Source organism: Candidatus Neomarinimicrobiota bacterium (assembly GCA_022573815.1).
Lineage (GTDB): Bacteria > Fidelibacterota > SORT01 > SORT01 > SORT01 > JACZTG01.
Window position 1 is genome coordinate 1 of record JACZTG010000027.1, and the last position, 25,223, is coordinate 25,223.

Consider the following 25,223-nt stretch of genomic DNA (forward strand, 5'->3'; position numbering starts at 1 on the left):
CCGACAAAGATCTTCATACTTAATTCGCCCCGATTTTGAGTTAATTGCTTATTGTAAGCTTCACAGCTTAAGCAAGTTTATAGATTAACCATTATGTAATAAAATGCAACAATTATTTTTATGATTCCTCTTTACTAATATCACTTGTTTTTAACCTAATTATGCGGGATAAAGTTCCTGTGATGAGAATAAATCAGTCGGGGTGGCGAGATTTGAACTCGCGACCTCTTGCTCCCGAAGCAAGCGCGCTGCCGGGCTGCGCCACACCCCGATTTCAGGTAAGAGAAGTTAAAAGGATTGCCATTCCGCATCAAGCTTAATAATGTTAAATAATATATCTTAGAACGACAGAACCGACTATCATCAGAACTACCATCAACAACGCCAATTTATTGAAGTATTTGTCTATTTGAATTTTTATGATGGGACCGAATCGGTAAATGAGTCCCGCTACCAGAAAAAACCTGGCTCCCCGCGATAGCAATGATGCGGTGAATAGGTCTGCGATACTGACTTTAAAAACTCCCGCCGCAATAGTAAATACCTTAAAGGGTATCGGCGTGAATCCGGCAATGGCTATAGCGCTGAACGCATTTTCATTATACTTTTGCGCAACGAAATCGAACTGATCGGCGATCCCGTAAAATTCTATGATCCCCTTTCCCGCGATATCATAAAAATATAATCCGATAGCATAACCCAGAAACGCTCCGCTTACTGATGCCACCGTACAATAAAAAGCGTATTTGAATGCCTTCTTAGGAAGGCTGACAGCTAATGCTATCAATAGCAAATCAGGAGGTATGGGGAAAAACGATGCTTCTGCAAAAGAGAGTACGATTAGTGCGGGAACGCCGTAAGGAGAATCCGCCCAATGCAGCACCCAATCGTATAACCGTCGTACCCAGCTGAAAAGCGAATTGATATTTAGTTTTTTCATTTTCACCAGAAAATGCTTCTCACATATAGAGAAATAAATTTAAACGTATCGCTGAACTTATTTATGTGGCTGCCCTCATCTGAATAAATTGTGGGTATCTCCACCGACCCGATCTTATATCCACCAATCGCCGCTCTTATCAGGATTTCTGATTCAGCCATAAAACCGTCTTCTTTGGTGATTACATTTTCCATAACGTTTCGGCGGATGAAACGATACCCGCTCTGACTGTCCGATATTTTCTGTCCTGCCCGCAGCGACAGCATAAATGAAGTCAGTTTATTTGATAGTCTCCTGTCCCACGGCATTTCACTGCCGGAACGCCATCGAGTTCCAATAATTATTCCCCAATCGGGATTGGCTTCTGCGGCTTCGATGAATTGCGGAATACTTGCCGGATCGTGCTGAAGATCGGCATCCAATGTTATCACGCCGTCGCAGCCATTTTTCAGCGCAGCGGTGAACCCGCTCCGCAGACCGGCTCCCTTTCCTATGTTCTTCTTATGAACGATTATTGTTGCTCCCGATTGTTCAACTAACCGCCGTGTTCTGTCTGAGGAACCGTCATCCACCACAATGACATTTTCACTCGGCAGCTGAGCGACGCACCCGTGAATGACCCGGGCAATCGTGTTGTCAGCATTATAAGCCGGAATGACCGCAAAAAGATTCAACAGGTTTCCTCTGACGTACTATTGTTGATAGTCCTGAAGTGATTTATCCCGAACCGCCTTGAATTCCTGTCCTTCATTCCACTCGGGAGTAACAGCCGAATTCGCTATATCATAGGTAGCGGAAAGAACAAACTTCGCTATTTGCATAACTCCCGCCATATCCCAATCTTCAGAATATTCGTCAGACGGTTGGTGATAATTAGCATTTATCCAGCCGTCAACAGTCGCCTCCCTCCATTCCACATCACGTCCCACATAATCGTTCCCCGAATCAATGGAGACCGCCGGAACTCCCGCCTTGGAAAAGGGGAAATGATCGGAGCGGAAGAATATTCCTTTTTCGGGCGATTGGTCGGGAACGAGTACGAGATTTTGTTCGTCGGCTATTGGCTGCAACATCGCTTCCATCGTTGAACGTTTGAAGCCGAGCGGATTCATATCTCTCGTTTCGCCCCATATATTTACGGCGTCTATGTTGAAAAGCGCTTTTGCGGTGGCGAGGTGAAACAGCGGATTTTCGGAATAATATTTTGAGCCTAACAATCCTGATTCCTCTGCTGTCAGCGCCATAACGAGAATCGAACGTTTCAGCAGCGGCTTCAATTCCACAGCAACTTTCGCGATAGCCAGAATGGTGGAGACTCCCGAAGCGTTATCCCATGCGCCGTTATAAATATTATCTCCTTCGCTGTTGGGAGCGGCTATTCCGAGATGATCGTAATGACCCGACCAGATGACCATTTCATTTGAAAGAACGGGATCGGAACCTCTAATTATACCAATCACATTACTGGTTTCCACCGAACTTATCTCTGTATCCAATACGGCTTTGACCTTTACGCCGAGATGGACAGGCTGAAAATCTCTGCGAGCTGCCGCTGCCTGTAGGTCGCTCAATGTATGACCTGAAAACGCAAGGAGTTTATCCGCAGCCGGTTCGGAAATCCATGACCGCATTGCCAATTGGGGCGGCGAGTTTTCGTTCAATCCGAGAGCGTATTGCTTTCCTGTAAACCCGCTCTCTATCACCTGCCAGCCGTATGTGGCTGACGGTGTAGTATGAATAAGTATTACTCCCTTTGCCCCCATCTCAGCGGCTTTTTCAAACTTATACGTCCATCTGCCGTAATAGGTCAGCGCATTCCCGCCGAAGTGATTCGGATCGTCAGACGGCGGATCGTTCACCAGCATCAACAGTACTTTCCCTTTCACATCAACGCCTTTATAATCATCCCAGTCAAGTTCGGGCGCCTGCACTCCGTAGCCCAAGTAAATCAGTTCCTCGTTCAGCGAAACTGTTTCAACCTGCAATGCAGTTTCCATAACGAATTCACTACCAAAATCCAATTTCAGAGTTTTACCGTTTTTTGTGAATTCAAACTTCTTGTCCCCGCGTAACTCGAAACCTACCATTGGAAATGTCTGGAAATACGTTCCTTCCATAACCTGTTCAAGACCTATTTTTTCAAACTGTGATGCGATATATTCCGCTGCCATTTCTCCGCCTTTGCTTCCGGGCGCTCTTCCCTCCATCACGTCAGCTGATAGTGTTTTAATATGCGTTCTGATATCATCTTCAGATATCATATCCAAGGCATCTGAAAGAGTAATGCCCATAGGCGCTGATGCGATTGAGACATATTCCTCTTTTGGTGTCTTCGCGCATCCTGCAAATATGAGCATAGTCATGCATAATGTTATGAATACTTGTAAATACTTCATTTTGTTCTCCTCTTGCCAAATAGAAAGTGGTATTATTTTAACATTGAACTTAGAAATGACAGTCTAAACCCGCAAGAGAATTGTGCTTTTAAGTGATAGTCAGGACTCGTCCCGATACCTCAACCCCCCTCCTTTCCAAGGAGGGGATAAAGGGGTGGTTGCCTTCATATTATACGGTCAGTATAAATCCTGACTCGAACTAATTCTCTCCCCTCGAGGGGAGTGCCCCGCAGGGGGAGGGGTGTGACCGTTTAGTAACTCAAAATATTACGCAATCTTCAATCATTTCATCCTATCTGTCATCCCGAGCTCCTGACCGACTGAGGCTAAGTGGACATTGACTGAAGTTCCCCTCCTTTCCAAGGAGGGGATAAAGGGGTGGTTGCCTTTAGAGGGCAATCTGTTATATTCTCATCGTATGGAAAAAAGTCTGACAGATAAAGTCATAAGTAACCTCAGGCTGCACGGATTGATTTGGGCGGTTATGATTCCCGCCGCTTATATCTCGTTCATCGCCATCAGGTTTTTCCATGAGGTTATTGGGCACGGTCTCATCGGCACAACGTTCGGGATGCAATGGAACGGCTTCGGCTTGACTTCCAGCAGTGTTACAATTCCATCGGGAGCGTCCGTTTTTTCTCAGGCTGTCTATCATCTAAGCGGACATTTCGCGGTATTTCTCGCCGGAATAGTTCTATTCAAATTTGTCAGTCGCCGAATCCACCGACCCTCGCTCCGCTTTCTTCTTATAATGGTAGCAACGCTCTGTTTCCTCACCACTACGTTGCCGGCAGCGCTCATATTCTGGGTGGGAAACAGCGACTATGTTACTCTCTTACAGATAACCGGATTCGATTCCTTTGTCTTTTTATTGCTGTTTTCTTTTTTAGGAACGTTCCTGTTTTTCTATACCGGCTCTTATTCTATTACCCGGCTCCTTGAAGAAGCGTGGACGGGATTGGATTCGCTGGAAATAAAATACTCTACAGGTTTTCTGACTCTCGGTGTGCCGCTGAATGTCATACTTCTCTTTCTGATTTATTATTTTTATTCATGGAGCCCCAATGACGCCCGGATTATACTATCGGCTGTTATGTTGCTGGGATTCAACTTTATGCTTCCCTCCGTTTCTTCCCACGTAATCGCTCAACCCGGAAAACGAAGAATAAAAAAATTCGGATTGCTAATCATTACGGGGATCGCATTGGTCATTGGACTAATACAATATTCAACTATGGGTAAGATGATACTCTGGTCAGAACCCGACTCAGCGGAGACTGCACAACTGTTTTAAAATTGGAAAACCTTCTAAAAATATCTCTCCGAATTCTAACTTACGGAGTTCTGTTTTACGTTGTGTATTCGGGTTACTATTTCTTCATGCAGAAGAGGATTATCTATCCCCGCCATATTATACGAACACCGCCGGACATTTATGACAGCGTGCCGGGTCTTGAACGCATCTGGCTCAACACGAAATCGGGAAAGGTCGAAGCGTGGTACTTTCAGCCTTCGGACAGCTCCGAGCAGCTTCCCTTTCCCGCAATGATCATAGCGCACGGCAACGCTGAACTGATCGACTATTGGCTCCCGATCGTCAACGAGATCAGAGAATTGGGAATGTCAGTGCTACTTGTTGAGTATCCCGGTTACGGACGCTCGGAGGGAGAGCCGGGCGAGGAAAGCCTGACAGAGGCATTTATTGCTGCCTACGATACACTTATAAGTAAACCGGAAGTTGACGCCGGGCGGATAGTGCTTTTCGGCAGGTCTGTGGGTAGTGGAGTCATCTGCGCTCTTGCGGACGCTCGTCCTTCGGCTGCTATGATATTGATGTCGCCGTTCAGCAGCATTAGTGCGATGGCTGCCGATTTTTACCTGCCCGGTTTTCTCGTTAAGGACCGGTTCGATAATCTAAGTCTCATAAAATCATACGACAACCCGATCTTGTTCGTTCACGGTAGCCGGGACAGGATCATTCCCTATAAGCACAGCCTAAAACTTTTGGCGGCATCCCGACAGGGAAAACTGATCACCTATGATAAAGGTCACAACGACCTTATCGAAGATTGGAATCTGTTCTGGAATGAAGCCAGACCATTCCTGATACGATCCAAAGTTTTAAATGAAGATGAATAACCCTGTTTTTCTGAATAATCACACAATTCCGCGATGGGTAAGATGATACACTGGTCAGTACCCGGCTCAGCGGAGACATCTCAACTGTTTTAATTCAGTTTTATTTTCGCAGTAAAATCATTAAATTAGAACTACGGAGCGTGGCGTAGCCCGGTAGCGCACTTGACTGGGGGTCAAGGGGTCGCGAGTTCAAATCTCGCCGCTCCGACAGAGATATAAAAAAGCCCTGAGGGATCAGAGCTTTTTTATTTTATCTTTTCTACCGAAAATCTATACTGGACAGTACTCTATCCCCTGCTTCTCGAAGTAACGCTGATGATATTCCTCAGCGCGGTAAAACTTCGATGCTTTTGTAATTTCTGTGACTATGGGCTTTACGAATCTACCGCTATTCCGGAGTTTCTCTTTCGATTCAACTGCCGCTCTCTCCTGCTCGGGAGATTGAAAATAGATCGCCGAGCGATATTGAGTGCCTGCGTCAGGACCCTGCCGATTGAGCGTTGTAGGGTCGTGATTCTTCCAGAAAACGTCAAGCAGCTCATCATAGGAAACAACCGCCGGATCAAATTCCACTTCTACGACCTCGGCGTGCCCTGTCGTTCCCGTGCAAACCTGCTCATAAGTAGGATTCTCAACAGTGCCGCCGGCATAGCCTGAGGTGGCGCTCTTTACTCCCTCCACCTGACTGAACACGGATTCCACGCCCCAAAAACAGCCTGCTCCAAAAAGAGCTTTTTCCAGCTTATCGGTCATCTGTTATTCGCTTTCCGATGTTTCCTGCTGAGTTTCGCCGTACGCGCCTGCGCTGCCCAATGTTTCCTGCAATTCTCCGCTTTCATACATATCCATCATAATATCCGAACCGCCGATGAGCTTACCGTCAACAAAAAGCTGCGGTATTGTGGGCCAATTGGAATGAGCCGAAAGAACCGTGCGCAAATTCGGATCGGGAAGTACATCCGCTGACTCAAATTCTACGTTTAACGTTTTTAGTATTTCCACCGCTTTAAATGAAAAACCGCATCCGGGCATATCGGGTGTGCCTTTCATATACAGCATCACTTTATTATTGCTGATATCTGATTTTATCTGTTCGAGTAGTGCATCTGACATAAGATGACTTCTCCTTTCTGATTAAGAGAGATTGTTTCTCTGTTCTGTTGTGTACGCTTTTATCTCTACTGCGTGAATCGGACCGCCGAGTTGGCTGCCAAGGGCGCTGTGAATCATCCGGTGACGGTCAAGTAATGGAACGCCCTCGAACTTATCCGACACGACTAATATTTCGAAATGGTCTCCGCTGCCCCGTGTATCCACAACTTCCACATGAGACTCGGGAAGTGAATCTTCTATCATCTTCTGAACTTCTACCTCTTCCATCTGATTCCCATTATCCTTTCTGATTAATTCCCCTAAATATAACACTGAAACAGAAGATTTCAATAAAAAAATATAAAAAGTGGCAGGCATTATTCTCAGTGTGCGGTCAAGGCCACCGCCGCTGGCGGGACAGGCAAGCCCTAACCCGCACTAATTCTCTCCCCTCGAGGGGAGAGATAATAAAAAAAAGCGCCTGCGGTGGGATTGATGTCAGGCGCTTTAATTCTGCAAGCACTAGGATGTGCCCGCAAGTATTTAAATTTTATTTCAGGGCTGAAGAATCTCCTTTAATTCCAATAAGCCTTTTCTCAAATCAGAGATAACGTTGACAAGTTTATCATCACTGCTTTCGCCCTTTGGCGGCTCGGATTTTTTTAATTTCAAGTTCGGATTGCTTGCATCAACCATATCATCAAAATTGGCTGAATTCAGTTGATTCCGAGCGCCTTCTATGGTGTATTTCTGATCATAAAGCAGATACTTAATGTGAAACAGTACCTTGATGTCCTTATCTTTGTAAATTCTGTTGCCGGCACGGTTTTTTGTTGGTTTCAGCGCGGGAAACTCTGTCTCCCAATACCTTAACACATATGGCTTAAGTGCCGTTAATTCAGCGACTTCCCCGATTGAATAATAGAGTTTTTTGATCTGTGGTTGACTCAATTAAAATCCCTTTATTAAAAGATTAGTATTCAAGTAACACTTTATATTATAACAGCAAAGAAAGGTTGATACAAGTCTTTTTATTTATTAGACGAATTTTGTGCCGCGATTGTGATTCCCGCGAACGTATTCAGCACATTTTGCTTCAATATTTCAAAGCCTTTCAGCGGTTGTCCGCCGTATTTAGCTCTGAAAAAGAATTTTGTATCCCAGAGATATACTCCAAGCCTTCGTATGATAAACTCTTCATACTCTGCATTAAATTGATTAAAGATAGGATAAAATATGGTACCATTTTCGTACCCGGCTTCTATTGCCGCTCCAATCTCTCTATTATTGGCTCTGCCGAATGGAAATGAAAGGCTTTTGACGTTTATCTCAAGTTTTGATTCAAGCAACTCCTTTGACTCCCTCAACTCTTTCTTTAGGTCATCATCGTTCAAACTGCGCAAATCCATATGTGATTTGGTATGAGAACCGATTTCCCATCCCGCATCACGCAAAACTTTAAGCTGCTCCCAGGTTGCATGGGGGAATTGAAGATTTCCTACGTTCAGATCCCAGCTGTTCAATTCGCCCACATAATCGCTGATTACGTAAATCGTGGCGGGAACATCTTCATCTTTTAAAATGGGATAAGCGTATTCATAGACCGATTCATACGCATCATCAAAATTTATGGCGACGACTTTATCTTCCGGCTGACTGTTTCTGATTTCAGATGTGGTCAGAAAGCGATAACCGTCTTCCTTGAGAATACGAATTTGATTTCTGAAAGTCTGAGGCGTTACTCGCGTAAGTCCCCATTCTACCCTGTCATCAACCTTGTGGTAGACTAAAACTGTGGGGTACATAAATGGGCTGCTATGCGGATATTACTTCAATTACAGGAGTATAAGCCATACCGAAAGCGTCTGATACTCCCTTATGCGTGACTATTCCTTTATGAATATTCAGTCCGGCCATCAAATCTTCATGTTCGAGGATGGTATTTTTATATCCGTTTTCAGCAAGAAGCATTATATAAGGAAGAGTTGCGTTCGTTAAAGCAATAGTCGAGGTGTAAGGAACCGCACCCGGCATATTCGCAACGCAATAATGCACTACTCCTTCGACAGTGAACGTAGGATTATCATGAGTTGTGGGACGGCAAGTTTCAATACAGCCGCCCTGGTCAACCGCAACATCAACAAGGACAGAGCCCTCTTTCATCAATTTCAGCATTTCCCTACTGACCAAATTAGGAGCCTTGGCTCCCGGAATCAAAACAGCGCCAACAAGCAGATCGGTAGTGGTCAGTAATTTTCTGATATTACTCGGGTTCGACATCAGAGTGGTTACGTTATCAGGCATAACATCGTCAAGATACCGCAGCCTGTCGAGATTAATATCAAGAATATTCACATTTGCGCCCATTCCCGCGGCAATTTTAGCCGCGTTACTGCCGACGATCCCGCCGCCTAAAATAGTCACAGTTGCGGGTTCCACTCCCGGAACGCCGCCGAGCAGCACGCCAATACCGCCTGATTGCGCTTCAAGGTATTTTGCTCCCTCCTGTATCGCCATTCGTCCCGCAACTTCACTCATAGGAACTAACAGCGGAAGCGACATATCTTTTAATTGAACGGTCTCATACGCAATTGCGATGCCTTTACTCTTGATAAAATTTTCAGTTAACTCCTTACTGGCCGCAAAATGGAAAAAGGTAAACACTATCTGTCCTTCGGAAATCATCTCACACTCAGCAGGCTGAGGTTCTTTCACCTTTACTATCATCTCCGCGCTGCTGAATACTTCCTCCGCGGAATCTACGATTTTCGCGCCGGCTGAAGTATAGATTTCATCCGAGTAACCGCTTTCCCTGCCCGCATCTTTTTGCAGGACAATTTCATGCCCTGCATTAGCAAGCTGTTCAACACCGGCAGCAGTTATTCCTACTCTGTGTTCTTCCGATATAGTTTCTTTTGGTATTCCGATAATCATTTATTTTAATCTTTTTGCTTCTCCGGCTGAATAACGGAGACCACAATCTTATCTTCGTCAAATATCTCATTGCTTATGCTCAATATATCTTCCCGTTGAACCGCATCAATTTTCTCTATGAGTTCCGAAACGGGCGCATAAGTGCCGAAATTCATCTCTCTCATCGCAATTCGATTCATACGGCTCATCATACTTTCCATAGAAATCAACGCACCGCCTTTCCATTGAGCGCGCGCGCTGCTGATCTCATCCGGTGTGACCAGTTCAGATCTGAGTTTTTCCAATTCATCTTTTATCAGGTCAATTACCGTATCCGTCTTGGAAGCGTCTGTCCCCGCATAGGTACAGAAATATCCCGTATCGGACATAAATTCCGGAAAACTATATACGCTGTAAACGAAACCGTATTTTTCCCTGATATTTTGAAACAGACGCGTACTCATTCCGCCGCTCAAAATCGTGTTCATCACCAGAAGCGCATATCTGCGTTCGTCTTTATATGGTATAGCCCTGAAACCCACGCATAGATGTGATTGGGATATGGGAGATTTCTTTTTGTTTACGCCCGTCCGAAGAGTACCGTTTGGCGCAGCAGAGAGCGGAGCGGATTCAGTCTTTTCAAGATGAAAATATTTTTCAATTAAAGAAACAACTTTTTCATGATCCAATCTTCCCGCCACGGCGATAATGATGTTATCAGTTGTATAATATTTTGTTCGAAAATCAACTAATTTATCGCTGGTCATCTCATTGATAGATTCTTCCGTACCGAGTATCGCCAATCCAAGTTGATGATCGGGATATAAATCCGAGATGAAATTTTCTATGACCATTTGACTCGGCGTATCGGCAACACCTTTTATCTCTTCGATAATCACGCCTTTTTCAACTTCCGTGACGTCCTTTTCTATGATAGCGTTCTGCACAAGGTCAGAAAGCACGTCCAGAGCCGGCTCGATATGTTCATCTAATATCCGGGCAAAATAGCAGGTGTATTCTTCCGAGGTGGCGGCATTCAGCATCCCTCCGATCGATTCGAGAGAATTTGCTATCTGAAAAGAATCTTTCTCGTCTGTTCCTTTAAAGACCATATGCTCAAGAAAATGCGCCGCTCCGTGATTATCAGCGGATTCGTCACGCGCGCCCTTTGTGATAAACACTCCGATAGCCGCCGAATGAACATAATCATTACTCTCCGTGACAATACGTATTCCGTTATCAAGAACTGTCTTATTAAATTTGCCTTCTGTCATTATCTGCGATTTCTGCCCCTATCGTTTCTTCCGCCTCTTGAAGGCCTGCGTTCCCTTGGAGGTTCCTCCACCCAACCTTCGGGTTTTTCCATTAAATCGCGACGTGAAAGATCATAACGTCCCTGATTATCTACCTTAAGGAGTTTAACCTGAAGCTCGTCTCCCACCGCAAGTACATCCTCAACTTTTGCCACTCGTTTATAATCTAATTTAGAGATATGAATTAACCCTTCTTTTCCGGGCATAAATTCTACGAATGCTCCGAAATCCATAATCTTTTTGACAACAGCGTCATATACTTCCCCGACTTCCGGGGTTTTAAGTATTCCTTCAATTATTGCGATAGCCGCTTTGGCAGGCTCGCCACCCACCGAAGAAACAAGAACTGTTCCGTCATCTTCGATTTCTACCTTTGCGCCGGTGTCCGCTTGAATACCCTTGATTATTTTCCCTCCGGGTCCGATCAACTCGCCTATTCTGTCAACAGGACACTGTAGGGTAAGGATTCGTGGAGCGTAATCAGAAATATCATCAGCAACTTCCGATATCGCCTTATCCATTATATCGAGAATGTGTATTCTTCCTTCCGTCGCCTGCTTGACCGCATCCTCGAGCATCTCAAGGCTTATACCTTTGATTTTCAAATCCATCTGAACCGAGGTAACTCCGTCGCGGGTTCCTGAAAGTTTGAAATCCATATCTCCCATATGATCTTCGGTACCGAGAATATCAGAAATTATTTCCGTTTTATCACCTTCTTTGATAAGACCCATTGCGATTCCGGCTACTGCCTTCCGAATCGGAACACCCGCGTTCATCAGAGCCAACGAGCTTGCGCATACGGTCGCCATTGAAGAGGAACCGTTGGATTCCATAATATCGGAAACTATCCTGATAGTGTAAGGAAAGTCTTCCGCTGCCGGAAGAACCGCCTCAATCGCTCTTTCGGCAAGTTTACCGTGACCGACTTCGCGGCGACTTACTCCCCGAATCATTCTCGCTTCTCCAACCGAGAACGGCGGGAAGTTATAGTGCAGCATAAATTTGCTGTAACTTTCACCGTCAATTCCGTCAGTTTTCTGTTCGTCCATTTTCGTTCCAAGAGTCACAGCTGTAAGGCTTTGCGTTTGACCTCTTGTAAAGAGCGCCGAACCGTGCGTGCGCGGAAGAATATCAAGTTCGCAGGTTATCTCTCTAATGTCTTTCGGGCCGCGTCCGTCCAACCTGACTCCATCATTCAGGATTTTATTCCTAAGATCATCTTTTTCAAGGTCATGGATTATTTCCTTAATATCTTTTGCGCTTTCGGGATATTCCTCCTCAAACTGCTTGATTGCATCCTTAGTGAACGCCTTCATAAAAGCAGACCTATCCTGCTTCTTCATATCCTTGGCGTTGTTAGCCTCTTTTACCTTATCGCCTACCAATGAAGTCACAGCATCTACCAATTCCTGATTTATTTCAGCTACTTCAAACGTCATTTTCTCTTTTCCGCATTCTTTAACCAGTTCGTCTATCATCGCCACGACTTTTTTAATGCTTTCATGTCCGAATGTTAACGCTTCGAGCATCCGCGCCTCAGGAACTTCCTTCATCTTCCCTTCAACCATATTCAAGGAATCTTTCCCGCCGGACACTATTATCTCAAGTGTACAATCGTCATACTGGCTTATAAACGGGTTAATGACCAATTCGCCGTCCAATTCACCGACTTTGACAGCCGCTACCGGACCGTCAAAAGGTACGTCGGAAATTGCCAATGCGGCTGCGCTCGCAATCATACCCAGAGTATCTGCGTCGTTTTCCTGGTCAGCGGAGATTACAAATATTATGACCTGCGTTTCATTCTTAAAGCCGTCGGGAAATAACGGCCTGATGGTTCTGTCAGTCATCCGGGCGGATAATATTTCTTTCTCGGTCGGTCTTCCTTCACGTTTGAAGAAACCGCCGGGAATTTTCCCCGCCGCGTAATGCCTTTCTCTGTACTCCACCGTTAGAGGGAAAAAATCTAATCCTTCTTTCGGGCTATCGCCGGCCACTGCGGTGGCAATTACCATTGTATCGCCATAAGTCGCTAAAATGGCGCCGGAAGCCTGTCTCGCAATTCTCCCTGTTTCTAATTTTAATGTTCTGCCCCCTAATTCTATTTCTTTGATTACCAATATTTACTCCTGATTTATAGTATTATTTTCTAAGTTTTATCTACGTAAGCTTAAAGTCTTAATCACTTCACGATATCGTTCAAGGTGATTGTTTTCTAAATAGTTCAAAAGTCTTCTTCTCTTACCAACCATCATAACTAACCCTCTACGTGTGTGGTGGTCATGCTTGTGGTCTTTTAGATGCTCTGTCAAACTCGCTATACGCTTGGTCAAAAGAGCTACTTGAACTTCAGATCTGCCGGTGTCTTTATCATTACCGCCAAACTCTTTCGTTATTTTAAATTTTTCCTCTTTGGTTAAACCCATTTGTTTTTTCCTTCTGCCTTAATAAGTGTTAAATATTATTATGTTTATAATTGTCAGACGCTGCAAACTATTTTATCTTTTTCCAATTGAGCAACTAATTCGTCCGATGAATCAAATTTTTTCTCATCCCTGATACGCGAAATAAATTCTATTTTGATTCTGTCTCCGTACATATCTTCAAGTTTATCCATCAGTATATGCACTTCCAAGGTTCTTTTATCCCCGTTAAATGTGGGTCGAATGCCTATATTGGACATTCCCCGATATTTTATTCCTTCACGATATACATCAACACAATAAACTCCATTCTTCGGAATGATTTTTAATTCATCCTGAACAGATATGTTCGCGGTGGGAAAATTCAGCGATTTTCCTATACCTTTTCCCCTAACCACCTCACCGGAAACAGTGTAATTTCTTTTTAGAAGTTCACCTGCAAGTCTGACATCGCCTTCGTCTATAAGAAGTTTTCTTATTCTCGTGCTGCTGATAGCTTCATCATTATAGCTTACCGGATCGGCGATTTCGACGCTGAATCCGCATTCGTCCCCCAGAGATTTAAGTGTTTGAGAATTTCCCTCTCTATCCTTGCCGAAGTTGTGATCATACCCGATGATAATTGCTTTAGCTCCAAAGCTTTTGCATAAAACATCTTTGACGAATATTTCGGGATTCGTTTTGGAAAATTCGATTGTAAACGGTATCACTATCAAGGTGTCAATACCAAGAGCCGAAAAGACCTCAACTTTTTCATCAAGCGTACTTAAAATTTGAATTGAACCGGAATATTTATCAGTTGCGACAACCTGTTTCGGATGAGGATCAAAAGTCACTACTGTTGTACTCAGGTCTCTCTCTTTTCCGGTTTTAAGTAATTTGTCAAGAATCACCTGATGTCCCATATGTACGCCATCATAGGTCCCGATGGTCAACGCAGTAGGGATGCCTGATTTATAATCTTTTATATCCCGGATTATATTCATTCCTGCTCATCTCCAGCGTCAATATTTTTTAACAGCTTTTGAACTCGTATTGAATTGTCAAGAGAGTCATCCAGATAAAGTTTAATAGTGGGAGTGTGGCGTAGATTCAACCGTTGCGCCAATAAATACCTGATTCTTTTTTTCTCTTCAAGAAGCTTTTCGAATTCTCTTTCGCGGACGTCTTTATCGCCTAAAACTGAAATGTATATCTTCGCATTTTGCAAGTCTCTGCTCACTTCTGCTCTGGTAACCGTCACAAATCCTATTTCTCTGTCCAGGTCACCCCGAATAAGTATATCGGCAACCTCCCGCCTGATAAGGTCGGCTACTCGGTCAGCTCTGCCGTATCTACGGTTATCTACCAAACTTCTTCCTGCTTATTGATTATTTCCACAGGATACCTGCTTTCGATATATTTCTGTATTTTCTGGAATTCCTGTCTTATAAATTTAGCTTCGTTACTGACTTTTGAGATGGATAATTCAGAACGAGACCATTTATCCAATTTGCCGGTTTCCGCAATCGAAACATTAAAACGCTTTCTGATAGTCTCTTTAATGCTTTTAATTGTGCTTCGTTTTTCCTTTAAGTTATTGCTTTCCGGAATTATAATATCTAATTGAAGAAGACCGATTATCACTATTTAATATCTACCTGCCTATACTCTTGCTTCGTCCAGTGTTCTCTTTCTGCTGGTTTTCTCAATAATATGAATAACATCACCTTCCTGAATAATACCCGCGCCCTGCAAGGTGATACCACATTCAAATCCTTCCGTAACTTCCTTAACATCGTCTTTAAAACGCTTAAGGCTGTCTATCTTTCCTTCGCCAATTTGCTCATCGTCTCTTATAAGCCTTATTATATCACCGCGAGTAACTTTGCCCGAGGTTACATAACATCCCGCTATTGCGCCGACTCTGGAATTGCTGAATACCATTCTTATTTCAACATTGCCAACCACACTGAGGATTTCTTCAGGTTCAAGCATTCCTTCAAGCGCTAATTTAACCTCGTTCACAGCGTCATATATGACATTATATGACCGAATATCTATATTATTTTTCTCGGCGAGTTTACTTGCCTCATTGGAAGCCTCAACATGGAACCCTATGACAACTGCTGCGGATGCTGACGCAAGAAGAATATCAGACTCCACAATAGTACCCACCGCATTATGAATGACCTTAACGGCGACTTCTTTCGTGCTTAAATTAACAAGCGAATCTGTGAGCGCTTCCACGGAGCCGTCAGCGTCACCCTTAATAATTATGGAAAGTTCTCTCAGTTTTCCTTCCTTGATTTGCAGTGATATTTCATCAAGTGTTCTAAGTTTAATTTTCCTGAATTCTTTTTCTCGTTTAATCCTTTGACGCTCCGAGCTTATTTTCTTTACATCGCGTTCTTCTTCCAATACCGCAAAATAATCATTTGCGGTGGGAACGCTGTCAAATCCTAATACCTGAACAGGTTCGGAAGGTGTGGTAAATTCGACTCTTTGACCGCGCTCATTCAATAAAGCCCTTACTTTTCCTGAACTTGACCCGCAAATAAACGGATCCCCTATCCTTAAAGTTCCTTTTTGAACGAGAAGAGTACCAAGCGGGCCGAATCCTTTGTCAAGTCTAGCTTCAACAATTATGCCTCTTGCCTTGACCTTCGGGTTTGCCTTTAGTTCGAGGAGATCAGCTTCCAAAATTATTGAGTCAAGGAGGTCGTCAATCCCTTCGCCTGTTTTAGCGGATACTTCAATTGATTGGACTTTACCACCCCAGCTTTCAACAATTAATTTATTTTCCGATAATTCTCGTTTAACATTTTCGGGATTGGCGGTTGATTTATCCATTTTATTTATTGCCACGATAATAGGTACGTTTGCGGCCCGTGCGTGATTTAAAGCTTCAAGTGTTTGCGGCTTAACTCCGTCGTCTGCTGCTACAACGAGAATTACAATATCCGTAATCTGCGCGCCTCTTGCACGCATAGCGGTAAACGCTTCATGCCCCGGAGTATCAAGAAATGTAATTTCTCTGTTTTTCTTATCCGTCACTCGATAAGCGCCGATATGTTGGGTGATACTACCCGATTCTCCGGCTACAACATTCTCGTTTCGTATGTAATCAAGCAAAGAAGTTTTGCCATGATCCACGTGACCCATAATAGTTACAATGGGCGCTCTTTCAACCAAATCCGCACTGTCCTCTTTCTCATCGGACTCGGCGACAACATCAGCGCCATATTCTTCTTCCTTTTCGACAGTAAATTCATACTCATCGGCTAAGAGAATAATTGTGTCAAAATCCAATCGCTGATTTATTGTAACCATAATTCCCAATGCCATACACTTCCCGATTAATTCGTTCGACGGGATGTCCATCAGGTTTGCCAAATCACCTACAGAAGTATATTCGGGTACTTTTAAGATTGTTGTATCGATTTCCACATCTTCCGCCGCCGATTTTTTTCTCTTTTTTCTGCCTTTGCCTGCGTCTAATCCGGCGAGAGTTTTTTTGATGGAATCATCAACTGCTTTCGCATCAACTGCAACAGGTCGTTTCTTCCGTCTATTTAATTCGATGGTTTTCTGGACAGTTTCTTGCTGAATGCTTTTCTTAACACGGATACGCTTACGCGTGTGCGCTACCGATTTATCTTTATCAACGGCTTCTTCTTTTGATTCTTTTTTAGCAGAAACTTTTGAGACTTTTTTATCTTTTGATTTAGATTTTACTTCCTTTTCAATCGGTTTTGAATCAGCCTTTGCTTTACTGACTTTCGCTTCTGCGGCTTCCGGCGCTTTGGAACTTTTTTCAACAGGTTCATCTTTTTTTGATTCTAATTCATCGGTTGCTTTGGAAACGGCAGAAGGATCTTTGTCCGAAGGTTCTTCATGTTCTTTCTTATATTGTTCGATTGCGAGCGCTTCCGGGCTTAGTTCTAAAGGCTTTATCTTGCCCTTGACTACAGGGGGCACTTCATGGGGCATGATAGTAGGAGTATCATCCTTCTGTTTCTCTATCTCGCGTTCCATTTTTCTGAGCAATTCCTGTTCGCGCTGTATAGTTTCGCTTTTTTCTCTCTCAACAATAACTTTTTCCATCGCGAACTCAGCCAATATTTTATTATAAACATCATTTTCTACAGGGGACATATGGCTTTGAACGGATATACCGCTATTAGTCAGGAAAGTGATTATCTCTTCATGAGATAGATTCAGCTCCTTCGCTATCTGATAAATTCTTTTCTTAGGTGCGGCTGCTTCGGGTTTTGCCAAAGCGCTATCTTTTTTCTTTGTGCTCATCTGTCCTTATCTGTTGATTTATTCAACTTCCTCAAAATATTCACTTATAGCCGATATAATTTTTTCCGCTGTCTTGCCGCCGACTCCTTTGACCTTTTTCATCCCTTCGATTCCTGCGTCAAGGATGTCTTCCGCTCTTTCGAATCCTGCTTCAGTCAATTTGGCGATAATTGACGGTGTTAATCCTTCCACTTCGTCTATCAATAGTTCCGTCTTTAATTCCTCATCTGACTGGCGGAGTACTTCAATCTCATACCCAGTAAGGTCTGATGACAAGACCACGTTCTGTCCGTTTTTCCCGATTGCCAGCGGATATTCTTCATCCGGGATGATAACGGTGGCTTTTTTATTTTCCTCATCAATTTCCGTCTTGATTGGTTTTGCAGGAGATAACGACCGCGCAATATAAATTTCGGGGTTATCACTCCACGGAATTATATCGATTTTCTCATTATTCAGTTCTCTTACTATGGATTGAATTCTAATTCCTTTCATACCGACACAAGCGCCTACAGGATCAATTCTCTTATCGTTGGATATTACCGCAATTTTTGCCCTGTCGCCCGCTATTCTCGAGACTTTTATAATCTCGACTATACCGTCGAATATTTCAGGCACTTCAATCTCAAATAACCGTATTAGAAATTCGGGATCGGAGCGGGATACAATTATTTCCGGACCGCGGGAGGTTGACTCAACAGCTTTAATTATCGCGCGTGTACTATTCCCACGAAAATACCGTTCGCCGGGAATTTGTTCTCTTTCAGGAAGAATGACTTCTGTTTTTCCTACCGTTATATAAACATCTCCTCTTCTTTCCTGATAAATATCACCGATGATTACCTCGCCTATCCTATCTTTATATTGATCTAAAACTATTTCTTTTTCTGCGTCCTTAATACGCTGCGATAAATTTTGTTTCGCAGTGGCAATATGTCTCCTGCCGAATGAATTAATATCAAGTATTTCGATAAATTCGTCGCCCACGTTCAGGTCAGGCTCAACTTCCCGCGCTTTGTCAATATGAATTTCAAACTCGGAATCGGTTTCTTCATCTACGATAGTCATAAATTTATAGATTTCTATCTCGCCTTTATCAAGATTTACTATAACATCAAATCCTTCGATGGTATCATATTTTTTTAATATCATCGATTCGAAAAGCCCTTTAATAATTTCCGCAAGCGACCGCCTGTCGATGTTTTTCTCCATCGCAACGGCGGAAAAGGCTTCTATTATTTCACGATTAATCAACTTTCTTACTCCTTAAAAATTCATCTTATTGCAACAAGTAATTTTGCTTTGTCCACTTTTTCCATTTTTATATTAATAATTTCTTCCGATGCTTCAATTGATAGAACACCGTTGGACACTAATTTAATAACGCCTTCAACAGGTGATTCAATATCCTCCTCCGTGTGCCATAAGGTTATCATTCTGCCTGTTTTACGGCGGAAGTCACCTTCTTCAGATAATGGTCTGTCAATACCCGGGGATGATACTTCTATTTTGAAGTTACCGTCAGCGTATTCTTCCTCTATCAATATAGCTTTTAGTCCTTTAGATACCTTTACGCAAGTTTGGATATTCACTCCGCCAACTGAATCAATTATTAAATTTATGCTGCGCCCTCTCTTCGTTACTCCGATTTTAAGCTCAAGCAGCTCCGCATCATTCGCATCGCTGATGTTTTCCGCTATTCCGCTCAATCGTTCTATATCTTTTTCTATTTCTATATTCATATGCTCGTTGTTTCAATAAAAAGAGTGGGTTTGTCAACCCACTCCGAGCTTAAAATGTACTTCATTTTATGAACCCGAGCAAGAGAAAAATGTTTCTATTGAATTCTCTTGCTTACCCTTTCACACTGCTGATAACGGATTTCAAGAATTCTGCATTGTTTTTTGCTTCAAAACTCACCTTGTCATCGTCTAACATATCCGCAATCAGTTCCAGCGCTATCTCTTTGCTGCCGGATTTATGAAAGTTTCTTACCGCGGAAATTGTGTACATTTCTACCTGAAATTGTGATTCGGCATTCGTAACAGCTTTTTTGTAATATTCGGCTGCTGCCGTATAATCCTGATTATCCTCTCGGACAGCGGCAATTCCGGCGTAAGCGGAAGCGACTAATAATGCGTCGTCAGAACCTTCATCAAGAAATTCACGAAAATATTTTTCCGCATCGTCTTTATTTTCGGCTTGATAGTTTGCGCTTCCGAGATAAAATAATCCCTGAGTTGCGGCTTCTGTACCCGGATATTTCCTTAGCGCGTCCTCAAGACGAACTATGGCGTCCTGAAAATCCCCTAACATAAATTTAAATTGTGCTATTCCAACAGCTGCTGCGGCATCCACTTCCGCTTCACTCTTGGAATTCATCATCATAATGCCGACAATCAGCAATGCGACAACGCCGATAGCGCCGTAGCCGAGTTCTCTTGAACGATTTCTAACGAACATCTCCACCTTGAAAATAAATTCAAGCATCGGGTCGTGCCTAAGTTCTTTTTTTGAAATCCTCTTTCTTGCTCTTAACATAATAGCCTATTTTCGTAAACTTTTAAACACAGTCTTCAAACTTATACGCCTATCCCATTAGATACAAGGGATATTTATAGATAATCGGCAAGACAGATTTAATCTGCTGAAAGTGATATTTATCATTGGGAAATATAAAGAAATATTGTAAATAGATGATAATGGTCAGCAAAATTAAATACTATCTCATAGGATCACTACTGCTAATGGTGATCGGATCGCTCCTGACTTCAAAACCGGATTCTAATACTGATGATATGATGACGAAAAGCGAATCAGGTTTGCTGATACAGGAAGCAAATTATATAGCTTCCGGAGCCGTTGTTTATTGGCGTAAGCCCAGTGCCCTGGGTGGCGGAAAGAAAAGTTTTCTGAAAATCAAAGATGTTTCGGCTTTCGGTGTGGAACCTTTTAATGCTACCCGGATTCACAGGATTTCGCATATAACAAAAGATAGTTTCAGATTGACGTCCATCGGAATCTTAACAGGAGTAAAAGTAATATCGGAGATCAGCGGTAACGGTATGGTCGGAACTCCAATAATAGAGAATCCTTTAGCTCAATGATCTTGCTGTCGTTCTCACTTCAGCAGCAGCATCTTCCTCGTCTGAACAAAATCACCGGTTGAATATTCTTCTGTTGTATGATTAAGTGCACCATCCATAAATAAATTCATATTAGAACTCGATAACATCTCGCTTACTACGAGAATATCAGGGCGAAATTGATCAAGAATAATACGAAAAGAGGATACGCGCCCGGGAGTAGATCCTGCGAAATTAAGCACATTATATGTCATAACCGAAAGAGTGTCCTGCGCACGCACTTCGGAACTGATTAAAATCAAACTTATCAGCAACAGCAGAATTCGTTTCAAATTAGTAATATCCTTTTTGGTTTATTCGTTTGCATAATTTATAAGTTAATTGATAAATAGAAATTATTATCTATATAAATCAATTATTATTTTCAGGTGGATTCTATTTCCCATCCTTCCATAGGAGGGGGCAAAGGCGAAGTCCCGCAGTATGCGGGGGTGTGGTTATATTTACTATATGCGGAGAGGGAGGGATTCTTATTACATTGAGTTGTCTATCTTAATTAAAATCAGTGAATTACCCTGTCAGTCAAAAACTGCAATACTTATACTGTCTTCCATTCACTCCCATTATCATCCATCAATAAGCAGGAATTCCCGACACATTTTTGGCACATTGGCACATCAAAGGCACATATTCGGGTACTCAAGTCCAATGGCTATTTTAATTTAATTATTTCAATTTACGTAGTGCGGAATTCTTTTTTTGATATAATTCCTTTCCGAGTTTCAATTCCGCGTAAAGCTCTGTTCCCTCAATGAAATCGATACTCTCTTTTACCAGTTTATCCACCAATATTTCTTCTTCGTCACTCAAGTGGACATATGTATGAGTTTCACGGGCGAGAAAGCGAATCACTTCTAATATATCAATTGCGATCTGAGGCATACCATGAATTTCAATTGACCAGAGTCTTGGCTTAAAGTGTTGAAAATTATTTCTCAATCTTGCAACTAAAATATTGATTGAATCGCTCTGGCTATCCGTTAACTCAAGATGCTTACTGTTTTCTAACATTTTCATGTGATTGGGGTCTTGGCACTTATTTAGGACTTTCCAAAACCCAAGCAAATAACCATTTTTCCTAAGAATGTTTTCGTAATCAGTTCCTCGAGAAGCGGCTACTGCGAACCCATAGAGAGCCCCATGTAAAGAAATTACTACCCATTTCCATGCTGTAACATTATCGGGTGTCTTTTTAACAAAAGCTGCTGCTAGTTCTAGATAATCCAGAGCGTTTGTCTCCTCGCTTAAAGAAAGATATATAACTTCTGGTGTTTTATTATCCATAAAATATAGCTAAAATATAATTGCGGATAAGGAGGGATTCCCAGCCTGACCGACTCTGTCAGTCAATCGGGCAGAGAACTCTATATACTTAAATTATTTCATCAAAAAACCTTCTACCTGCAGCTGATTTCAAGTACTTTTCCTTAGCTCACGCCCTTATTTTGCAGTCAGGGCAAGCCCTAACCCGCACGCACGTTGCGGAGAGGGAGGGATTCGAACCCCCGTTACCTTTCAGTAAACACGATTTCGAATCGCGCGCATTCAGCCAGGCTCTGCCACCTCTCCTTTTGACGCGTAAAGATACGTTAACAGAGGAAATCAGTCAATCTTAATTGGAATCGCTCTTTTCCTTCTTCCGGACAGCAGAGAAAAATTCCGAGAGAATGCCTTTACATTCTTCGGCAAGCACATCCGGCAGCACTCTGACTTTATGAATCAGATTGTCGCCGTTTAGCAAATCATACACTGTTCCGCACGCTCCCACATCGGCGTCCCGTGTTCCGAAAATAACCATTTCAAGTTTCGCGTTGACGGCGGCTCCTGCGCACATGGGACATGGCTCAAGGGTAACGTACATCGTGCATCCTTCCAGTCGCCAGTCTTCCAGCTGATTCGCGGCTGAAGTGATAGCGAGTATTTCTGCGTGTGCGGTGGGGTCGGTGAGCGATTCTCTCCTGTTATGTCCACGGGCGATAATTTCTCCCTCCTTGACTATAACAGCGCCGACGGGAACTTCTCCCTCGTCAAGAGCGATTTTCGCTTCACGGAGAGCGTGCGCCATTCGGCTTTCATGTTTTCTCATTATATCCAACTGAATCCGCCCGATACGATTAAACAAAAATGCAGCTGCCTGCTTAAAATTTTATATTTAAGTGGAATCTGCATTTGAGTACGCCCGGGAGGACTCGAACCTCCAACCTCGTGGTCCGTAGCCACGCACTCTATCCAATTGAGCCACGGGCGCGTGATTAAAATATATTGTGTGGTTATTCCAGATTCAACACTTTATTAATCATAAAGCAGCTTTATACGTTCGGCTAAATCGAAAATCCCGGGATAATTCGGAGCCGCGGCTATCATTTTCCGCAATGTTTCTTTCGCATCTTCAAACCGTTCCGTTTCTATCAATGCGGATGTAAGATTATACAGCGTTTCCACATCAAACGGTTCCATCAAATGTGCCTGATTCAACATCTCAACAGCTTCTTCCGCTAAGCCGCTTCCAAGCAGGATAGAACCTTTCCATTTAAGAGCGAAAACAGTTTCCTTTATCCGAAGCGATTGGTCCAGCAGCTCGTATGCTTCATCTAAAAGTCCTTTCCGAATAAGATTTTCCGCAAGTCTGTGGTAAGGCATAACATCATCAATGTTATTTACGGTCAACGCCCTGTAATCTTTTGCGGCTTGGTCAAAAAATCCTAAATCGTATAATGAATCTGCGTAAAGACGATGGGCGTCTCTCCAACTGAATCCTTCTTCCACAATCCTGTAAGCGAGTTCTTCCGCATGATCGTCGCGGAATCCGCTGAACGAAGGAACTGTCCGCTCGTTCTCCTTATACGGCCAGTGTGACCGAATCAAAGTGACCCGCAGTTCGGCAACGGCATAATCAATCGGAGTGATTCCCACCTTTTCAATTAAGGCATCCAGATCAGCAGCCTCAGGATTTGGTCGCCGTTCGCCTCCGAACCGAAATATCAATTCAGAGCTGATACGTTCCGCCGTAACCGCAGCGCCTTTAAGAGAAAAATGAACCGCGTCCAAAAAGAAATCGTTTCCCCGAATGCCGCTGCTTGAAGTACTGTCCATAAGATTGCCCGCACTGACTACAGGCTGACCATGTCCACTGAATAGTTTCTTCATCGTATCGTTAAATTCTGTGGGCGACCGAAACGGGAAGCAATCGTTGTCAACAGCCTTCCGGTAATGTTCTCGCGCTGATTCGATATTACCCGATTGTTCATACGCCTTAGCAATAAGATATTCCACATCGGCATTACTACCGAACCTCGCGCTCGCTTCGGAGAAATAAGAAAGCGCATCTTCTCCCTTTCCCGCCTGAAGAAAAGCCTTCCCCTTTTCGAGTTCCGCAAGCCATTTACCGACGTCGCTTATATCCTCCAAACAGGCTTTAAAAGGCGCTTTACCGGCAAAATTGCTTGCCGGCACGGCGCCTAACAAGAGCAAATCTTCCGATTTGGCGTACAGCAACATCTCATTCAGATTATCTCTGAAATTTGCTAATACAGATTCATACAGCTCGCTGCCGGGATTGATTTCAATTTGTCTCGCGATAGATTCAATCAGAGCGTCTGTTTTAAATTCTATAGACTCTCCGTCTCTATCATAAATCACATTCAGATTTTTAAGCAGCTGAAACAGTCGAAACTTATGATACCGGAGATACCTTTTAATATTACTCTTATCCTGTCCGAGATAATCAACTGAAGCGGGAGCCAGCGACCCGTAGAACTCGTTATGACCGGGATAGATAACAATAGCGTCAGGTTCATACTCGCCGAGCCGTTTTATGATGTCCAGCATCCCGTGTGAATTCAGTCCGGGAACCGACAGATCCAAAACCTCCACATCGTTTTCCGAAAATGCTTCCTTGAGAATCTGATAAAGGAATCGGGATATATTTCCGTTTGGCGCCCATTGATACCCGTATGCGGAATTCTCCCCTACTACAAACACTCTTATCCCGTTTACCGGTTTCTTTTTGTCAAAAATATTTATGGAGATATTTGGAACAGCGCCGCTGAACGGAAAATATAAACGACCGAAGTTTTCGTTTGTTACCAGTTTATCGGGGTTCGACTGCGATTGCTTGAAAGGTTCGTCGGAAATCCCATAGCCGCCCAACCGTAACATCCCCTCAGCAAGCGCCACAAATACGAACGGCGTAATAATAAGTATAAAAATGTAGTCAACAAGATGACCGAGGGTCAATTTCTTTTTATTTTTCTGTGGCAATCTTTCCTTGAATCCCTTTTGAAATAATATAGGGAACGGAAAAATCACTTAAAAGCCGATTCGAAAACTGAATTTTCTTGCTTTTATCTAAGCGTCAAGATACATTTATTATCCGATTATGGCGCGTTCGTCTAATGGTTTAGGACGCTGGCCTCTCACGCCGGTAATACGGGTTCGACTCCCGTACGCGCTACTTATTCAGTTAACTAAGATGAATAATTTACTTTCTTCATCCATATAGATTATTACTAATCTATGTTATCCATTACTTGTTGTGAAACTTAAAACATCCTTTAATTAAGTAGCCAGTT

General features: G+C 43.1%; 26 protein-coding genes and 5 tRNA genes. 5 read left to right on the forward strand and 26 right to left on the reverse strand.

Going from position 1 to position 25,223, the window contains the following annotated elements; all coding sequences use genetic code 11:
- Positions 1–197 precede the first annotated feature (197 nt).
- From IIB39_09335 to IIB39_09350, 4 genes are all read right to left on the reverse strand, one after another.
- Positions 198–271: transfer RNA gene (locus tag IIB39_09335), tRNA-Pro, on the reverse strand.
- A 54-nt stretch (positions 272–325) separates the two neighbouring features.
- Positions 326–940: a DedA family protein gene (locus IIB39_09340; GenBank protein ID MCH8928904.1), complete on the reverse strand. Its 615-nt coding sequence runs from the start codon at positions 938–940 to the stop codon at positions 326–328.
- 2 nt (positions 941–942) lie between these two features.
- Positions 943–1,614 carry a glycosyltransferase family 2 protein gene (locus IIB39_09345; GenBank protein MCH8928905.1) on the reverse strand — a complete coding sequence of 224 codons (672 nt, stop codon included), beginning with the start codon at positions 1,612–1,614 and terminating at the stop codon, positions 943–945.
- A gap of 18 nt (positions 1,615–1,632) precedes the next feature.
- Entirely contained in the window at positions 1,633–3,336 is a 1,704-nt protein-coding gene (locus IIB39_09350; GenBank protein MCH8928906.1) for a M28 family peptidase, read from the reverse strand.
- Positions 3,337–3,673: 337 nt separating this feature from the next.
- Here IIB39_09350 and IIB39_09355 point away from each other — a divergent pair, with 337 nt between their 5' ends.
- The 3 genes from IIB39_09355 to IIB39_09365 all read left to right on the forward strand — a co-directional run bounded on the left by IIB39_09355 (position 3,674) and on the right by IIB39_09365 (position 5,683).
- Complete coding sequence (locus tag IIB39_09355) at positions 3,674–4,630, forward strand: hypothetical protein (GenBank protein ID MCH8928907.1); 957 nt, start codon at positions 3,674–3,676, stop codon at positions 4,628–4,630.
- 2 nt (positions 4,631–4,632) lie between these two features.
- On the forward strand, positions 4,633–5,475 hold the full coding sequence (locus IIB39_09360; protein MCH8928908.1) for an alpha/beta hydrolase: 843 nt from the start codon (positions 4,633–4,635) through the stop codon (positions 5,473–5,475).
- Positions 5,476–5,609: 134 nt separating this feature from the next.
- Positions 5,610–5,683: transfer RNA gene (locus IIB39_09365), tRNA-Pro, on the forward strand.
- Positions 5,684–5,745: 62 nt separating this feature from the next.
- Here IIB39_09365 and msrA read toward each other — a convergent pair.
- The 16 genes from msrA to IIB39_09445 all read right to left on the reverse strand — a co-directional run bounded on the left by msrA (position 5,746) and on the right by IIB39_09445 (position 20,047).
- Positions 5,746–6,228, reverse strand: coding sequence for a peptide-methionine (S)-S-oxide reductase MsrA (msrA, locus tag IIB39_09370; protein MCH8928909.1), 483 nt, complete (start codon positions 6,226–6,228; stop codon positions 5,746–5,748).
- A 3-nt stretch (positions 6,229–6,231) separates the two neighbouring features.
- On the reverse strand, positions 6,232–6,588 hold the full coding sequence (grxD, locus tag IIB39_09375; protein MCH8928910.1) for a Grx4 family monothiol glutaredoxin: 357 nt from the start codon (positions 6,586–6,588) through the stop codon (positions 6,232–6,234).
- A gap of 21 nt (positions 6,589–6,609) precedes the next feature.
- Positions 6,610–6,855 (reverse strand): BolA family transcriptional regulator, encoded by a 246-nt coding sequence (locus tag IIB39_09380; GenBank protein ID MCH8928911.1) that lies wholly within the window; start codon positions 6,853–6,855, stop codon positions 6,610–6,612.
- Positions 6,856–7,122: 267 nt separating this feature from the next.
- Positions 7,123–7,518, reverse strand: coding sequence for a MerR family transcriptional regulator (locus IIB39_09385; protein MCH8928912.1), 396 nt, complete (start codon positions 7,516–7,518; stop codon positions 7,123–7,125).
- Positions 7,519–7,598: 80 nt separating this feature from the next.
- Positions 7,599–8,372 (reverse strand): polysaccharide deacetylase family protein, encoded by a 774-nt coding sequence (locus IIB39_09390; protein ID MCH8928913.1) that lies wholly within the window; start codon positions 8,370–8,372, stop codon positions 7,599–7,601.
- Positions 8,373–8,382: 10 nt separating this feature from the next.
- A complete protein-coding gene (gene ald / locus IIB39_09395) occupies positions 8,383–9,501 on the reverse strand; it encodes an alanine dehydrogenase (GenBank protein ID MCH8928914.1) in 1,119 nt (372 codons plus the stop codon).
- Between the two features lie 5 nt (positions 9,502–9,506).
- Positions 9,507–10,754: an insulinase family protein gene (locus tag IIB39_09400; GenBank protein MCH8928915.1), complete on the reverse strand. Its 1,248-nt coding sequence runs from the start codon at positions 10,752–10,754 to the stop codon at positions 9,507–9,509.
- A complete protein-coding gene (locus IIB39_09405; GenBank protein MCH8928916.1) occupies positions 10,754–12,919 on the reverse strand; it encodes a polyribonucleotide nucleotidyltransferase in 2,166 nt (721 codons plus the stop codon). Before IIB39_09405 ends, IIB39_09400 begins: the two co-directional genes overlap by 1 nt.
- A gap of 33 nt (positions 12,920–12,952) precedes the next feature.
- Positions 12,953–13,222, reverse strand: a complete 270-nt coding sequence (gene rpsO / locus IIB39_09410) for a 30S ribosomal protein S15 (GenBank protein ID MCH8928917.1) — start codon at positions 13,220–13,222, stop codon at positions 12,953–12,955.
- Between the two features lie 53 nt (positions 13,223–13,275).
- Complete coding sequence (locus IIB39_09415; GenBank protein MCH8928918.1) at positions 13,276–14,205, reverse strand: bifunctional riboflavin kinase/FAD synthetase; 930 nt, start codon at positions 14,203–14,205, stop codon at positions 13,276–13,278.
- Positions 14,202–14,570, reverse strand: a complete 369-nt coding sequence (gene rbfA, locus IIB39_09420; protein MCH8928919.1) for a 30S ribosome-binding factor RbfA — start codon at positions 14,568–14,570, stop codon at positions 14,202–14,204. The genes IIB39_09415 and rbfA overlap by 4 nt, the downstream gene beginning before the upstream one ends.
- Positions 14,564–14,845, reverse strand: coding sequence for a DUF503 domain-containing protein (locus tag IIB39_09425; protein ID MCH8928920.1), 282 nt, complete (start codon positions 14,843–14,845; stop codon positions 14,564–14,566). The genes rbfA and IIB39_09425 overlap by 7 nt, the downstream gene beginning before the upstream one ends.
- An 18-nt stretch (positions 14,846–14,863) precedes the next feature.
- The gene (infB, locus tag IIB39_09430) at positions 14,864–17,506 is read right to left on the reverse strand and encodes a translation initiation factor IF-2 (protein MCH8928921.1); all 2,643 of its coding nucleotides are present in this window, start codon (positions 17,504–17,506) and stop codon (positions 14,864–14,866) included.
- A gap of 18 nt (positions 17,507–17,524) precedes the next feature.
- Positions 17,525–18,760 carry a transcription termination factor NusA gene (nusA, locus tag IIB39_09435; GenBank protein MCH8928922.1) on the reverse strand — a complete coding sequence of 412 codons (1,236 nt, stop codon included), beginning with the start codon at positions 18,758–18,760 and terminating at the stop codon, positions 17,525–17,527.
- A 20-nt stretch (positions 18,761–18,780) separates the two neighbouring features.
- Complete coding sequence (locus IIB39_09440) at positions 18,781–19,248, reverse strand: hypothetical protein (GenBank protein ID MCH8928923.1); 468 nt, start codon at positions 19,246–19,248, stop codon at positions 18,781–18,783.
- 112 nt (positions 19,249–19,360) lie between these two features.
- Positions 19,361–20,047: a tetratricopeptide repeat protein gene (locus IIB39_09445; protein ID MCH8928924.1), complete on the reverse strand. Its 687-nt coding sequence runs from the start codon at positions 20,045–20,047 to the stop codon at positions 19,361–19,363.
- Between the two features lie 206 nt (positions 20,048–20,253).
- Here IIB39_09445 and IIB39_09450 point away from each other — a divergent pair, with 206 nt between their 5' ends.
- Positions 20,254–20,613 carry a hypothetical protein gene (locus tag IIB39_09450; GenBank protein MCH8928925.1) on the forward strand — a complete coding sequence of 120 codons (360 nt, stop codon included), beginning with the start codon at positions 20,254–20,256 and terminating at the stop codon, positions 20,611–20,613.
- 14 nt (positions 20,614–20,627) lie between these two features.
- Here the strand turns inward: IIB39_09450 and IIB39_09455 are convergent, their stop codons facing one another.
- From IIB39_09455 to IIB39_09480, 6 genes are all read right to left on the reverse strand, one after another.
- Positions 20,628–20,924, reverse strand: coding sequence for a hypothetical protein (locus IIB39_09455; GenBank protein MCH8928926.1), 297 nt, complete (start codon positions 20,922–20,924; stop codon positions 20,628–20,630).
- 394 nt (positions 20,925–21,318) lie between these two features.
- On the reverse strand, positions 21,319–21,936 hold the full coding sequence (locus tag IIB39_09460) for a hypothetical protein (protein MCH8928927.1): 618 nt from the start codon (positions 21,934–21,936) through the stop codon (positions 21,319–21,321).
- A 198-nt stretch (positions 21,937–22,134) separates the two neighbouring features.
- Positions 22,135–22,221: transfer RNA gene (locus IIB39_09465), tRNA-Ser, on the reverse strand.
- A 43-nt stretch (positions 22,222–22,264) separates the two neighbouring features.
- Positions 22,265–22,738, reverse strand: a complete 474-nt coding sequence (locus tag IIB39_09470; protein ID MCH8928928.1) for a nucleoside deaminase — start codon at positions 22,736–22,738, stop codon at positions 22,265–22,267.
- 88 nt (positions 22,739–22,826) lie between these two features.
- Positions 22,827–22,900: transfer RNA gene (locus IIB39_09475), tRNA-Arg, on the reverse strand.
- A gap of 44 nt (positions 22,901–22,944) precedes the next feature.
- Complete coding sequence (locus tag IIB39_09480; protein MCH8928929.1) at positions 22,945–24,912, reverse strand: tetratricopeptide repeat protein; 1,968 nt, start codon at positions 24,910–24,912, stop codon at positions 22,945–22,947.
- A 120-nt stretch (positions 24,913–25,032) separates the two neighbouring features.
- On the opposite strand from IIB39_09480, the gene IIB39_09485 reads away from it, so the two are divergent.
- Positions 25,033–25,105: transfer RNA gene (locus IIB39_09485), tRNA-Glu, on the forward strand.
- Positions 25,106–25,223: the final 118 nt, after the last annotated feature.

What these genes read in the sequence shown, in the direction of transcription:
- IIB39_09340 (MCH8928904.1), bottom strand. Translation starts at nt 940, where the DNA reads ATGAAAAAACTAAATATCAATTCGCTTTTCAGCTGGGTACGACGGTTA.
- IIB39_09350 (MCH8928906.1), bottom strand. Translation starts at nt 3,336, where the DNA reads ATGAAGTATTTACAAGTATTCATAACATTATGCATGACTATGCTCATA.
- msrA (MCH8928909.1), bottom strand. Translation starts at nt 6,228, where the DNA reads ATGACCGATAAGCTGGAAAAAGCTCTTTTTGGAGCAGGCTGTTTTTGG.
- grxD (MCH8928910.1), bottom strand. Translation starts at nt 6,588, where the DNA reads ATGTCAGATGCACTACTCGAACAGATAAAATCAGATATCAGCAATAAT.
- IIB39_09380 (MCH8928911.1), bottom strand. Translation starts at nt 6,855, where the DNA reads ATGGAAGAGGTAGAAGTTCAGAAGATGATAGAAGATTCACTTCCCGAG.
- IIB39_09390 (MCH8928913.1), bottom strand. Translation starts at nt 8,372, where the DNA reads ATGTACCCCACAGTTTTAGTCTACCACAAGGTTGATGACAGGGTAGAA.
- ald (MCH8928914.1), bottom strand. Translation starts at nt 9,501, where the DNA reads ATGATTATCGGAATACCAAAAGAAACTATATCGGAAGAACACAGAGTA.
- IIB39_09400 (MCH8928915.1), bottom strand. Translation starts at nt 10,754, where the DNA reads ATGACAGAAGGCAAATTTAATAAGACAGTTCTTGATAACGGAATACGT.
- rpsO (MCH8928917.1), bottom strand. Translation starts at nt 13,222, where the DNA reads ATGGGTTTAACCAAAGAGGAAAAATTTAAAATAACGAAAGAGTTTGGC.
- IIB39_09415 (MCH8928918.1), bottom strand. Translation starts at nt 14,205, where the DNA reads ATGAATATAATCCGGGATATAAAAGATTATAAATCAGGCATCCCTACT.
- infB (MCH8928921.1), bottom strand. Translation starts at nt 17,506, where the DNA reads ATGAGCACAAAGAAAAAAGATAGCGCTTTGGCAAAACCCGAAGCAGCC.
- IIB39_09440 (MCH8928923.1), bottom strand. Translation starts at nt 19,248, where the DNA reads ATGAATATAGAAATAGAAAAAGATATAGAACGATTGAGCGGAATAGCG.
- IIB39_09445 (MCH8928924.1), bottom strand. Translation starts at nt 20,047, where the DNA reads ATGTTAAGAGCAAGAAAGAGGATTTCAAAAAAAGAACTTAGGCACGAC.
- IIB39_09450 (MCH8928925.1), top strand. Translation starts at nt 20,254, where the DNA reads ATGGTGATCGGATCGCTCCTGACTTCAAAACCGGATTCTAATACTGAT.
- IIB39_09460 (MCH8928927.1), bottom strand. Translation starts at nt 21,936, where the DNA reads ATGGATAATAAAACACCAGAAGTTATATATCTTTCTTTAAGCGAGGAG.
- IIB39_09470 (MCH8928928.1), bottom strand. Translation starts at nt 22,738, where the DNA reads ATGAGAAAACATGAAAGCCGAATGGCGCACGCTCTCCGTGAAGCGAAA.